The 13,489-nt window shown below is 61.3% G+C and carries 11 protein-coding genes; 7 read left to right on the forward strand and 4 right to left on the reverse strand.

Annotation, left to right across the window (positions count from 1 at the left end):
* The first annotated feature begins 23 nt into the window (after positions 1–23).
* Complete coding sequence (clpA, locus tag GN234_RS29230) at positions 24–2,294, forward strand: ATP-dependent Clp protease ATP-binding subunit ClpA (RefSeq protein WP_003203340.1); 2,271 nt, start codon at positions 24–26, stop codon at positions 2,292–2,294.
* Between the two features lie 279 nt (positions 2,295–2,573).
* Here the strand turns inward: clpA and infA are convergent, their stop codons facing one another.
* The 4 genes from infA to trxB all read right to left on the reverse strand — a co-directional run bounded on the left by infA (position 2,574) and on the right by trxB (position 5,402).
* Complete coding sequence (infA, locus tag GN234_RS29235) at positions 2,574–2,792, reverse strand: translation initiation factor IF-1 (RefSeq protein WP_002553999.1); 219 nt, start codon at positions 2,790–2,792, stop codon at positions 2,574–2,576.
* Positions 2,793–2,914: 122 nt separating this feature from the next.
* Complete coding sequence (locus GN234_RS29240) at positions 2,915–3,622, reverse strand: arginyltransferase (RefSeq protein WP_176689469.1); 708 nt, start codon at positions 3,620–3,622, stop codon at positions 2,915–2,917.
* Between the two features lie 57 nt (positions 3,623–3,679).
* A complete protein-coding gene (gene aat / locus GN234_RS29245; protein ID WP_176689470.1) occupies positions 3,680–4,360 on the reverse strand; it encodes a leucyl/phenylalanyl-tRNA--protein transferase in 681 nt (226 codons plus the stop codon).
* 82 nt (positions 4,361–4,442) lie between these two features.
* The gene (gene trxB / locus GN234_RS29250; RefSeq protein ID WP_176689471.1) at positions 4,443–5,402 is read right to left on the reverse strand and encodes a thioredoxin-disulfide reductase; all 960 of its coding nucleotides are present in this window, start codon (positions 5,400–5,402) and stop codon (positions 4,443–4,445) included.
* 308 nt (positions 5,403–5,710) lie between these two features.
* Between trxB and GN234_RS29255 the strand changes: the two genes are divergently transcribed.
* From GN234_RS29255 to cysG, 6 genes are all read left to right on the forward strand, one after another.
* Positions 5,711–8,116, forward strand: a complete 2,406-nt coding sequence (locus GN234_RS29255; RefSeq protein ID WP_109755544.1) for a DNA translocase FtsK — start codon at positions 5,711–5,713, stop codon at positions 8,114–8,116.
* A gap of 57 nt (positions 8,117–8,173) precedes the next feature.
* Positions 8,174–8,797: an outer membrane lipoprotein chaperone LolA gene (lolA, locus tag GN234_RS29260; RefSeq protein WP_003203330.1), complete on the forward strand. Its 624-nt coding sequence runs from the start codon at positions 8,174–8,176 to the stop codon at positions 8,795–8,797.
* A 242-nt stretch (positions 8,798–9,039) separates the two neighbouring features.
* A complete protein-coding gene (locus GN234_RS29265; protein WP_176689472.1) occupies positions 9,040–10,365 on the forward strand; it encodes a replication-associated recombination protein A in 1,326 nt (441 codons plus the stop codon).
* A complete protein-coding gene (crcB, locus tag GN234_RS29270) occupies positions 10,362–10,736 on the forward strand; it encodes a fluoride efflux transporter CrcB (protein ID WP_013693703.1) in 375 nt (124 codons plus the stop codon). Before GN234_RS29265 ends, crcB begins: the two co-directional genes overlap by 4 nt.
* Before the next feature lie 15 nt (positions 10,737–10,751).
* Complete coding sequence (gene serS, locus GN234_RS29275) at positions 10,752–12,032, forward strand: serine--tRNA ligase (protein ID WP_163857948.1); 1,281 nt, start codon at positions 10,752–10,754, stop codon at positions 12,030–12,032.
* The gene (gene cysG, locus GN234_RS29280; protein WP_176689473.1) at positions 12,033–13,427 is read left to right on the forward strand and encodes a siroheme synthase CysG; all 1,395 of its coding nucleotides are present in this window, start codon (positions 12,033–12,035) and stop codon (positions 13,425–13,427) included.
* Positions 13,428–13,489: the final 62 nt, after the last annotated feature.

The raw sequence follows: 13,489 nt of genomic DNA on the forward strand, positions 1-13,489 counted from the left end.
CCACTTGGGTATGAGGTGAAGCTATGTTAAACCGCGAGCTCGAAGTCACCCTCAATCTTGCCTTCAAGGAGGCTCGTTCGAAGCGTCATGAATTCATGACCGTCGAACACCTGCTGCTGGCCCTATTGGATAACGAGGCTGCCGCCACCGTTTTGCGTGCCTGCGGCGCGAACCTCGATAAACTCAAGCATGATCTGCAGGAGTTCATCGACTCCACCACGCCACTGATCCCCGTGCATGACGAGGATCGCGAAACCCAGCCAACCCTGGGCTTCCAACGTGTCCTGCAGCGTGCTGTCTTCCATGTACAGAGCTCGGGCAAGCGTGAAGTCACCGGTGCCAACGTGTTGGTTGCCATCTTCAGCGAGCAGGAAAGCCAGGCAGTGTTCCTGCTCAAGCAGCAGAGCGTTGCGCGTATCGATGTCGTCAACTACATCGCCCATGGCATCTCCAAGGTGCCGGGGCATGGCGATCACTCCGAGGGTGAGCAGGATATGCAGGACGACGAGGGCGGTGAGTCTTCTTCTTCAGGCAACCCATTGGATGCCTATGCCAGCAACCTGAACGAACTGGCACGCCAGGGGCGCATCGATCCACTGGTCGGACGCGAGGCCGAGGTCGAGCGCGTTGCGCAGATCCTGGCCCGGCGCCGCAAGAACAACCCGCTGCTGGTGGGCGAGGCAGGCGTGGGCAAGACCGCGATTGCCGAAGGCCTGGCCAAGCGCATCGTCGACAACCAGGTGCCGGACCTGCTGGCCAACAGCGTCGTGTATTCCCTCGACCTGGGGGCCTTGCTGGCCGGTACCAAGTACCGCGGCGATTTCGAGAAGCGCTTCAAGGCGTTGCTCGGCGAGCTGAAAAAACGTCCGCAAGCGATCCTGTTCATCGATGAAATCCACACCATCATCGGTGCCGGGGCTGCTTCCGGTGGTGTCATGGATGCCTCCAACCTGCTCAAGCCGTTGCTGTCTTCGGGTGATATCCGTTGCATCGGCTCGACCACGTTCCAGGAATTCCGCGGGATCTTCGAGAAGGACCGTGCCTTGGCCCGGCGCTTCCAGAAGGTCGATGTGTCGGAGCCTTCGGTGGAGGACACCATCGGTATCCTGCGCGGCCTGAAAGGGCGCTTCGAGCTGCACCACAACATCGAGTACAGCGATGAAGCCCTGCGCGCCGCGGCGGAACTGGCCTCGCGCTACATCAATGACCGGCACATGCCGGACAAGGCCATCGACGTCATCGACGAGGCGGGTGCCTACCAGCGCCTGCAACCCGTGGAGAAACGCGTCAAGCGCATCGAAGTGCCTCAGGTCGAGGATATCGTGGCGAAAATCGCGCGTATTCCGCCCAAGCATGTCACCAGTTCCGACAAGGAGCTGCTGCGTAACCTGGAGCGTGACCTGAAGCTGACGGTGTTCGGCCAGGATGCGGCCATCGACTCGCTGTCGACCGCTATCAAGCTGTCTCGCGCCGGCCTCAAGTCGCCGGACAAGCCAGTGGGCTCGTTCCTGTTCGCAGGTCCCACCGGTGTCGGCAAGACCGAGGCAGCACGGCAATTGGCCAAGGCGATGGGTATCGAGCTGGTTCGTTTCGACATGTCCGAGTACATGGAGCGCCACACCGTATCGCGTCTGATTGGTGCGCCTCCAGGTTATGTCGGTTTCGACCAGGGCGGCCTGCTGACCGAAGCGATTACCAAGCAGCCACACTGCGTGCTGTTGCTCGATGAAATCGAGAAGGCGCATCCGGAAGTCTTCAACCTGCTGCTGCAGGTCATGGACCACGGTACGCTGACCGATAACAACGGGCGCAAGGCGGACTTCCGCAACGTGATCATTATCATGACCACGAACGCCGGTGCCGAAACCGCAGCTCGCGCTTCGATCGGTTTCACCCATCAGGACCACTCGTCCGATGCGATGGAAGTGATCAAGAAGAGCTTCACGCCTGAGTTCCGCAACCGCCTGGACACCATTATCCAGTTTGGTCGCCTCAGTCATGAAGTCATCAAGAGCGTGGTGGACAAGTTCCTTACCGAACTTCAGGCGCAGCTCGAAGACAAGCGTGTCTTGCTGGAGGTCACCGATGCGGCTCGCAGTTGGCTGGCCGAAGGTGGTTACGATGTGACGATGGGGGCACGACCAATGGCTCGCCTGATCCAGGACAAGATCAAGCGTCCGCTGGCGGAGGAAATCCTCTTTGGCGAACTGGCCGAACATGGCGGTGTGGTTCACATCGACATCAAGGACGGCGAACTGACCTTCGACTTCGAAACCACGGCCGAAATGGCCTGATCACTACCCGCAACAAAGCAAAAGGCGCCGAAAGGCGCCTTTTTTGCTATTTCAGCAATACCTAGTCCCTGTGGGGGGGCTGGATAACTGCAGGATTTGCATCCGCCACAAATCTCCTGTGGGAGCGAGCCTGCTCGCGAAAGCGGTGGGTCAGTTGGCAGTAATGCCGAATGTGCCAGCCTCATCGCGAGCAGGCTCGCTCCCACAGGGGTGTGAGGTGATCGTGGGGGCGGACAAACAAAAACGCCCGGCATCAGCCGGGCGTTTTGTATTGACTTGTTAGCGAGCGCGGTAAGTGATGCGCCCTTTGCTCAAGTCATAGGGCGTCAGCTCGACGCGCACTTTGTCACCGGTAAGAATACGAATGTAGTTCTTGCGCATCTTGCCGGAGATATGCGCGGTTACGACGTGCCCATTTTCCAACTCCACACGAAACATGGTGTTGGGCAGGGTGTCGACGACAGTGCCTTCCATTTCGAAGCTGTCTTCTTTCGACATGCAGTAAAGCCCTCGGTATCCAGTGAATGGCCCGGTGCAACTGCGCCAGGCAAAAGCGGCGTGCATTGTGCCCGAAAAAGGGGGTTCAAGCCAAGGGGTTCTAGCTTTTAAGCCGAAGGGTTCTAACTCAGGACAACCCAGCGTTGGTTTATCAGCAGTTCAATGGGGCGATATTGGGTCTTGTAGTTCATTTTCTTGCAGTTCTTGATCCAGTAGCCCAGGTATACCGCTTCCAGTCCCAGGCGCCGGGCTTCGTTGATTTGCCAGAGGATGGCAAACCGGCCAAGGCTGCGCCGTTCTTCGTCTGGCTCATAGAAGGTGTATACCGCCGAAAGGCCGTTGGGCAGCAGGTCCGTGACGGCGATGGCTACCAGCCGTCCGTCCAGGCGGAACTCATAGAAACGGGAAAACGGCAGGTCACGCACCAGGAAGGTCGCGAACTGATCCCGGCTGGGTGGGTACATGTCGCCATCGGCATGGCGTTGTTCGATGTAGCGCTGGTACAGGTCGAAATACTCCTCAGTGAACTGCGGCTTGACCGGGCGAACCTGAAGGTCGGCGTTGCGCTTGAAAATGCGTTTCTGCTGGCGATTGGGCAGAAATTGCGCGACGGGGATACGCGCCGGAACGCAGGCGTTGCAGTGTTGGCAATGGGGCCGGTAGAGGTGGTCGCCGCTACGACGAAAGCCCATTTCCGACAGGTCTGCGTAGACATGCACATCCATGGGCTGGCTAGGGTCGAGGAACAGCGTCGTGGCCTGCTCCTCGGGCAGATAACTGCAAGAGTGGGGCTGAGTGGCATAGAACTTCAAACGCGCCAACTCGGTCATGATCGACCCTCGGGATAAGCTTTGAATTTAATTGTAAGCCAGGAGCGCGAATGTCGCTCAGCAAACCCATGTCGCATGGTTGGGTTGGTCCAGATGTGCCTTTAGATAATCGGCAAATTCACTGCGTGGGATCGACCGTGCGCCGAGGCTGTGCAGGTGCTCGGTGGGCATCTGGCAGTCGATCAGTACGAAACCGGCGGCCTTGAGGTGCTGGACCAGGGTGGCGAAGCCGAATTTCGAGGCATTGTCGGCCCGGCTGAACATGGACTCGCCAAAGAACAGCTGTCCCATGGCCAGGCCATACAGGCCACCCACCAACATCCCCTGGTCCCACACTTCCACCGAATGGGCAAAACCGCGTCGGTGCAGTTCCCGATAAGCGGTTTGCATGGCGTCGGTGATCCAGGTGCCCTCGGCATAGTCCCGAGGCGCGGCGCACGCCTGGATGACCGCCGCGAAATCTCGGTCAAACGTCACTTGATAGCGCTGCTTGCGCAGCAGTTTGTCCAGGCTGCGGGATATGTGCAGTTCGTCGGGAAACAATACCGTACGTGGGTCCGGCGACCACCACAGGATCGGTTGCCCCTCGGAAAACCATGGGAAGCAGCCGTGACGATAAGCCTGGATCAGCCGGTCGGCGGAGAGATCGCCGCCGGCGGCCAATAACCCGTTGGGATCGCGCATGGCTTTTGCCAGTGGCGGGAATTCGAAGCTGTTGCGTTGTAACCAGGTCAGCATTGGTATCCGGCTTAAGTAGAAGGGGAGGGCGGCAGGCGGCGGGCCTCGCGCATCAGCGAGGACTCGCCTGGAAGGTTAACCGTCAAACGGCAGGGATGTCATCGAGATACTTCTCGGCATCGAGTGCGGCCATGCAGCCGGCGCCGGCGGAGGTGATTGCCTGGCGATAGACGTGGTCGGCCACATCGCCGGCGGCGAACACGCCTTCGATAGCGGTCGCGGTGGCGTTGCCCTCGCTGCCGCCGCGCACGATCAGGTAACCGTCACGCATCGTCAACTGGCCCTGGAACAGTTCGGTATTGGGTTTGTGGCCGATGGCTATGAACACGCCAGCCAGGGACAGCGTGCTGGTTTCGCCGGTCTCGCTGTGCCGCAAGCGTGCGCCGGTCACGCCGCTGGCGTCGCCCAGGACTTCCTCCAGGTTCTGGTTCCAGTGCAGCTTGATAGTGCCGCTGGCGGCTTTTTCGAAAAGTTTGTCCTGCAGTATTTTCTCTGAACGCAGCTTGTCGCGGCGGTGGATCAGGTGTACTTCCCTGGCGATGTTCGACAGGTACAGGGCCTCCTCGACTGCGGTATTGCCGCCGCCGACCACGGCCACCACCTGGTTGCGGTAGAAAAAGCCATCGCAGGTCGCACACGCGGAAACCCCTTTGCCAGCGAAGGTTTCCTCCGAGGGCAGGCCCAGGTACTGGGCCGAGGCACCGGTGGCAATGATCAGCGCATCACAGGTGTAGGTGCCGCTGTCGCCGATCAATTCGAACGGGCGCTGTTGCAACTTGGCGGTGTGGACATGGTCGTAGACGATCTGCGTATCGAAGCGCTCGGCGTGCCGTTGCATGCGCTCCATCAGTACCGGGCCCGTCAGGCCTTCGACATCGCCGGGCCAGTTATCGACTTCCACGGTGGTGGTGAGCTGGCCGCCGGCCTGCAGGCCGGTAATGACAACAGGTTTGAGGTTGGCGCGGGCGGCATAGACAGCAGCGCTGTACCCCGCAGGGCCGGACCCGAGAATGATCAGGCGTGAATGCTTCACTTCGCTCATAAAAAACACCTCATAAGCCTTTGTCACAAAAGAGAATGCATGGTCCAATTAGCGCGTGTGCAGCCTGAATCCGGCTATGCTGTCAGGCAATGCCTTGGCGTCGACAAACCCGTACAATGCTTGAGTTTTGAGCGCTGGATGGGCTAAAGATCAAAATCTTCGGCAACACCTGTGGTTTTCTGGATGCACCTCACAGTGGTAAAAGTAGTACCGGTTGTGCACATTCACTTTTTTACCTGCTCGTCATGGGCAGTTTTTTATAGTCATTCAACAGATGGACGCGCCGTAGGCGCAGGAAAAGAAGCGTTTTGAAGAAATCCACCGCAGCACCCAAACCAGTCGTTCCGCTCTGGCGCCAGCAATTGCACTACCGGCTCAAGGAAGGTGCGTTGATCGCCATCGGTGCCCTGTGCCTGTTCCTGATGATGGCCCTGCTGACCTACGGCAAGGACGATCCGGGCTGGAGCCATAACAGCAAGATCGACGACGTGCAGAATTTCGGCGGCCCGGCCGGTTCCTACAGCGCCGACATCCTGTTCATGGTGTTGGGCTATTTCGCCTACATCTTCCCGTTGCTGCTGGCGATCAAGGCCTACCAGATCTTCCGCCAGCGCCACGAACCGTGGCAGTGGAGCGGCTGGCTGTTCTCCTGGCGCCTGATCGGCCTGGTGTTCCTGGTGTTGTCGGGGGCCGCGCTGGCCCATATCCATTTCCATGCGCCCACCGGCTTGCCGGCCGGGGCGGGCGGTGCGCTGGGGGAAAGCCTCGGCGACCTGGCCAGGAACGCCCTGAATATCCAGGGCAGCACGCTGCTGTTCATCGCCCTGTTCCTGTTCGGCCTGACGGTGTTCACCGACTTGTCCTGGTTCAAGGTCATGGACGTCACCGGCAAGATCACCCTCGACCTGATCGAACTGATCCAGGGTGTCGTGAACCGCTGGTGGGCGGCGCGCACCGAGCGCAAGCAACTGGTGGCGCAACTGCGTGAAGTAGACGACCGGGTCCACGATGTGGTGGCCCCGACGACGCCGGACAAGCGCGAGCAGGCCAAGGTCAAGGAGCGCCTGATAGAGCGTGAGCAGGCCTTGAGCAAGCACATGTCCGAGCGCGAGAAACAGGTGCCACCGGTCATTACCATGGCCCCGGCCAAGCCGCCGGAGCAGAGCAAGCGCGTGCAGAAAGAGAAACAGGCGCCGCTGTTCGTCGACAGCGCGGTGGAAGGCACCTTGCCGCCGATCTCGATCCTGGACCCGGCCGAAAAGAAACAGCTCAACTATTCCCCCGAATCCCTGGCGGCTGTCGGCCACTTGCTGGAGATCAAGCTCAAGGAGTTCGGCGTCGAGGTTTCGGTGGATTCGATTCACCCGGGCCCGGTCATCACCCGTTACGAAATCCAGCCGGCCGCCGGCGTGAAGGTCAGCCGCATCGCCAACCTCGCCAAGGACCTGGCGCGTTCCCTGGCCGTGACCAGCGTGCGGGTGGTGGAGGTGATTCCCGGCAAGACCACCGTGGGGATCGAGATCCCCAACGAAGACCGGCAGATCGTGCGCTTCTCCGAGGTACTGTCCACGCCGGAGTACGACAACCACAAGTCGCCGGTCACCCTGGCCCTGGGCCACGACATCGGTGGCAAGCCAGTCATCACTGACCTGGCGAAAATGCCCCATTTGCTGGTGGCCGGTACCACCGGTTCCGGTAAATCGGTGGGTGTGAACGCGATGATCCTGTCGATCCTGTTCAAGTCCGGCCCGGAAGACGCCAAGCTGATCATGATCGACCCGAAAATGCTCGAGCTGTCGATCTACGAGGGCATCCCGCACCTGCTGTGCCCGGTGGTCACCGACATGAAGGACGCCGCCAATGCCTTGCGCTGGAGCGTTGCCGAGATGGAACGCCGCTACAAGCTGATGGCGAAGATGGGCGTGCGCAACCTGTCGGGCTTCAATGCCAAGGTCAAGGAAGCCGAGGAAGCCGGTACGCCGTTGAGCGACCCGCTGTATCACCGCGAGAATATCCACGACGAAGCGCCGCTGCTGCACAAGCTGCCGACCATCGTGGTGGTGGTGGACGAATTCGCCGACATGATGATGATCGTCGGCAAGAAGGTCGAAGAGCTGATCGCCCGTATCGCCCAGAAGGCCCGTGCGGCCGGTATCCACCTGATCCTCGCCACACAGCGACCGTCGGTGGACGTGATCACCGGCCTGATCAAGGCCAACATCCCGACCCGCATGGCATTCCAGGTGTCGAGCAAGATCGACTCGCGGACCATCATCGACCAGGGCGGCGCCGAGCAGTTGCTCGGCCACGGTGACATGCTCTACATGCCGCCGGGCACCAGCCTGCCGATCCGAGTGCACGGTGCGTTCGTTTCCGACGACGAAGTGCACCGCGTGGTGGAGGCCTGGAAGCTGCGCGGCGCACCTGAATACAACGACGACATCCTCAACGGTGTCGAAGAAGCCGGCAGCGGTTTCGAAGGCAGCAGTGGCGGCGGTGACGACGATGCTGAAACCGATGCGCTCTACGACGAAGCGGTGCAGTTCGTCCTGGAGAGCCGTCGGGCCTCGATTTCTGCTGTTCAGCGCAAGCTGAAGATTGGCTACAACCGTGCCGCCCGCATGATCGAAGCCATGGAAATGGCCGGGGTGGTGACGGCCATGAACACCAACGGTTCGCGCGAAGTACTGGCGCCGGGCCCGATGCGCGACTAACGACCCGGGCGGCTTGCTGACACGTCGCCCGACCCCCACGACTTCATGAGGACTCCCATGCGCCTGATTCGCATGTTGCTGTTGCCCGTATTGGCCCTGAGCACCTTGTCGGCCCACGCCGGCGAAAAGGATGTGGCCCGCCTGACCCAATTGTTGGGTGGCTCCCAGACCCTGACGGCGCGTTTCTCCCAGTTGACCCTCGATGGCAGTGGCACCCAGTTACAGGAAACCGCTGGCGACATGGCCTTGCAGCGTCCGGGCCTGTTCTACTGGCACACCGATGCGCCAGCCGAACAGCTGATGGTCTCCGACGGCAAGAAAGTCTCCCTGTGGGATCCGGATCTGGAGCAGGTGACCATCAAGACCCTCGACCAGCGCCTGACCCAGACGCCGGCGCTGTTGCTCTCCGGTGATATCTCCGAGATCAGCCAGAGCTTCGAGATCACCTCCAAGGAGGCCGGTGGCGTGATTGACTTCACCCTCAAGCCCAAGACCAAGGACAGCCTGTTCGATAGCTTGCGTTTGTCGTTCCGCAACGGCCTGGTCAACGACATGCAACTGATCGACAGTGTCGGCCAGCGCACCAATATCCTGTTCACCGGGGTCAAGGCCAACGAGCCGATCGCGGCATCCAAGTTCAAGTTCGACATCCCCAAGGGTGCCGATGTGATCCAGGAGTAAACACAAAGCCCCTGTGGGAAATGGCCTGTGGGAATGGTCTGTGGAAATTGGTCTGTGGGAGCAAGGCTTGCCCGCGATACAGACACCTCGGTGTATCTGGTAGACCGAGGCGATGCAATCGCGGGCAAGCCTTGCTCCCACAGGTCTGCTCCCACAGGTCTGCTCCCACAGGTCTGCTCCCACAGATCTGCTTCTGCAGAGAGAATCGGTATCAGGACCCAGTGGAGGTTGTATAAGTAGTGATGGACCTGTTTCGAAGCGCCCCGATTGCCCAGCCATTGGCCGCCCGCCTGCGCGCGACCAACCTGGATGAGTACGTCGGCCAGGAGCATGTGCTCGCTCGCGGCAAGCCGCTGCGCGAAGCGCTGGAGCAGGGCGCGCTGCACTCGATGATCTTCTGGGGCCCGCCGGGCGTGGGCAAGACCACCCTGGCGCGGCTGCTGGCGGAAGTCTCGGACGCGCATTTCGAAACGGTTTCGGCGGTGCTGGCCGGGGTCAAGGAAATCCGCCAGGCGGTGGAAGTGGCCAAGCAGCAGGCCGGCCAGTACGGCAAGCGCACCATCCTGTTCGTCGACGAAGTGCACCGCTTCAACAAATCCCAACAGGACGCGTTCCTGCCCTACGTGGAAGACGGCACGCTGATCTTCATCGGTGCGACCACCGAAAACCCTTCGTTCGAACTCAACAACGCGTTGCTGTCCCGGGCGCGGGTCTATGTGCTCAAGAGCCTCGACGAAGCGGCGATGCGCAAGCTGGTGCATCGGGCATTGACCGAGGAGCGCGGCCTGGGCAAGCGGCATTTGAGCCTCAGCGACGAAGGGTTCCATATCCTGTTTTCGGCCGCTGACGGTGATGGCCGGCGCTTGCTCAACCTGCTGGAAAACGCCTCGGACCTGGCTGAGGACGATAGCGAGATTGGCGTCGAGCTGTTGCAAAGCTTGCTGGGCGATACCCGGCGGCGCTTCGACAAGGGCGGCGAAGCGTTCTATGACCAGATCTCGGCGCTGCACAAATCCATCCGCGGCTCCAACCCCGATGCCGCCTTGTACTGGTTTGCGCGAATGATCGACGGCGGCTGCGATCCGCTGTACCTGGCGCGGCGCGTGGTGCGCATGGCCAGCGAAGACATCGGCAACGCCGACCCTCGCGCCCTGAGCCTGTGCCTGGCAGCCTGGGATGTGCAGGAGCGCCTGGGCAGCCCGGAAGGCGAGCTTGCCGTGGCCCAGGCGATCACCTACCTGGCCTGCGCGCCGAAAAGCAACGCCGTGTACATGGGCTTCAAGGCGGCGATGCGCAGCGCTACCGAGCATGGCTCCCTTGAAGTGCCGCTGCACCTGCGCAATGCGCCGACCAAGCTCATGAAGCAGTTGGGCTATGGCGAGGAATACCGTTACGCCCACGATGAGCCGGACGCTTATGCCGCCGGCGAAGACTATTTCCCCGATGAACTCGAACCCCAGCGCTTCTATCAGCCGGTGCCCCGTGGCCTGGAACTGAAGATCGGCGAGAAGCTCAACCACTTGGCGCAATTGGACCGCTTGAGTCCACGGCAGCGGAGAAAACCTTGATCCCCCTGATTCTTGCAGTTTCCGCAGGTGGCGTTGCCGGTACGTTGGTGCGCTTCGCGACCGGCAACTGGATCAATGCAAATTGGCCGCGGCACTTCTATACCGCGACGCTGGCCGTTAATATCGTGGGCTGTCTGCTGATCGGTGTTCTATACGGTCTGTTTTTGATGCGCCCGGAAGTGCCCATCGAGGTACGTGCGGGCCTGATCGTCGGCTTTCTTGGCGGCCTGACGACTTTTTCATCCTTTTCACTGGATACGGTGCGCTTGCTGGAAAGCGGGCAGGTGCCGCTGGCCCTGGGCTATGCGGCCATCAGCGTATTCGGCGGGCTGCTCGCCACATGGGCCGGCCTGTCCCTGACCAAACTTTGATAACGAGAGACCGACATGCTCGATTCCAAACTGTTACGTAGCAACCTTCAGGACGTAGCGGATCGCCTGGCTTCCCGTGGCTATGCCCTGGACGTCGCGCGCATCGAAGCGCTGGAAGAACAGCGCAAGACCGTCCAGACCCGCACCGAAGCCCTGCAGGCTGAACGTAACGCGCGCTCCAAGTCCATCGGCCAGGCCAAGCAGCGTGGTGAAGACATCGCGCCGCTGATGGCCGATGTCGAGCGCATGGCGGGCGAATTGAGCGCTGGCAAGGTCGAGCTGGACGCGATCCAGACCGAGTTGGATTCGATCCTGCTGGGCATCCCGAACCTGCCGCACGAATCGGTACCGGTCGGTGAAGACGAAGAGGGCAACGTCGAAGTACGTCGCTGGGGCACGCCAAAGGTCTTCGATTTCCCGGTGCAGGACCATGTGGCTCTGGGCGAGAAGTTCGGCTGGCTCGATTTCGAAACCGCCGCCAAGCTTTCCGGCGCGCGTTTTGCCCTGTTGCGTGGGCCGATTGCCCGTCTGCATCGGGCCCTGGCGCAGTTCATGATCAACCTGCACGTCACCGAACACGGTTACGAAGAAGCCTACACGCCGTATCTGGTGCAGGCGCCGGCCTTGCAGGGCACCGGCCAGTTGCCGAAGTTCGAGGAAGACCTGTTCAAGATCAGCCGCGACGGCGAGGCCGACCTGTACCTGATCCCGACCGCCGAAGTGTCGCTGACCAACATCGTCGCTGGCGAGATCGTCGATGCCAAGCAACTGCCGATCAAGTTCGTCGCCCACACGCCGTGCTTCCGCAGTGAAGCCGGGGCGTCGGGTCGCGACACCCGGGGCATGATCCGCCAGCACCAGTTCGACAAAGTCGAGATGGTCCAGATCGTCGAGCCTTCGAAGTCCATGGAGGCGCTGGAAAGCCTGACCGCCAATGCCGAGAAGGTCCTGCAACTGCTGGAACTGCCGTATCGCACCCTGGCGCTGTGTACCGGCGACATGGGCTTCAGCGCGGTCAAGACTTTCGATCTGGAGGTCTGGATCCCGAGCCAGGACAAGTACCGCGAGATTTCCTCGTGCTCCAACTGTGGCGACTTCCAGGCCCGCCGTATGCAGGCGCGTTTCCGCAACCCGGAAACCGGCAAGCCGGAACTGGTCCACACCCTTAATGGCTCCGGCCTGGCGGTGGGCCGGACCCTGGTGGCGGTGCTGGAAAACTACCAGCAGGCCGACGGTTCGATCCGTGTGCCCGAGGTGTTGAAACCGTACATGGGCGGCATCGAGGTCATCGGTTAAATGGACTATTTGCCACTGTTCCACAACCTGCGCGGCAGCCGCGTGCTGGTGGTTGGCGGCGGCGAGATTGCCTTGCGCAAGTCTCGCCTGCTGGCCGATGCCGGCGCGTTGTTGCGGGTGGTCGCACCCGATATCGAACCGCAGTTGCGGGAACTGGTCGGTGGCAGCGGCGGTGAATGCATCCTGCGTGGCTACGTGGAAGTGGACCTGGACGGCTGCGGTCTGATCATCGCTGCCACCGACGACGAATCGCTCAACGCCCAGGTGTCGGCTGATGCCCACAAGCGTTGCGTGCCGGTCAACGTGGTGGACTCGCCGGCCCTGTGCAGTGTGATTTTTCCGGCCATCGTCGACCGTTCGCCCCTGGTGATCGCGGTGTCCAGTGGCGGCGACGCGCCGGTGCTGGCGCGGTTGATCCGGGCCAAGCTGGAAACCTGGATTCCATCGACCTACGGGCAACTGGCCGGGCTGGCGGCGCGTTTTCGCAGCCAGGTCAAAGGCTTGTTTCCCGATGTGCAGCAACGTCGGGCGTTCTGGGAAGAAGTGTTCCAAGGCCCTATCGCCGACCGTCAACTGGCCGGGCAGGGTGCCGAAGCCGAGCGCCTGCTGCAGGAAAAGATCGACGGTCAGGCGCCGAACGCGCCGGGCGAAGTCTATCTGGTGGGGGCTGGGCCGGGTGATCCTGACCTGCTGACCTTCCGTGCCTTGCGCTTGATGCAGCAGGCCGACGTGGTGCTGTATGACCGCTTGGTGGCGCCGGCAATCCTGGAACTGTGCCGGCGCGACGCCGAGCGCATCTACGTTGGCAAGCGCCGCTCCGAACACGCCGTGCCCCAGGACCAGATCAACCAGCAATTGGTGGACTTGGCCCGACAAGGTAAGCGAGTGGTACGGTTGAAGGGCGGTGATCCGTTCATCTTCGGCCGTGGCGGCGAGGAGATCGAAGAGCTGGCGGCCCACGGCATCCCGTTCCAGGTTGTCCCGGGCATCACCGCCGCCAGTGGTTGTGCGGCCTACGCCGGGATCCCCCTGACCCATCGTGACTACGCCCAGTCGGTGCGGTTCATCACCGGCCATCTCAAGGACGGTACCAGCGACTTGCCATGGGCCGACCTGGTGTCCCCGGCCCAGACGCTGGTGTTCTACATGGGGTTGGTGGGATTGCCGGTGATCTGCAACGAGCTGATCAAGCATGGTCGTGCGGCGGACACACCGGCGGCGTTGATCCAGCAAGGCACGACATCCAATCAGCGAGTCTTCACCGGCACCCTGGCGGATTTGCCACGGCTGGTGGCCGAGCATGAAGTGCATGCGCCGACGCTGGTGATCGTTGGGGAAGTGGTACAACTGCGCGAGAAACTGGCGTGGTTTGAAGGGGCCCAGGGGCAGGTTTAGGAAGACCGCGTTGTCTCCAATCGCGAGCAGGCTCGCTCCCACAGTGGACCGTGTACAACCGC

It is taken from the genome of Pseudomonas bijieensis, assembly GCF_013347965.1.
Taxonomy (GTDB): Bacteria; Pseudomonadota; Gammaproteobacteria; order Pseudomonadales; family Pseudomonadaceae; genus Aquipseudomonas; species Aquipseudomonas bijieensis.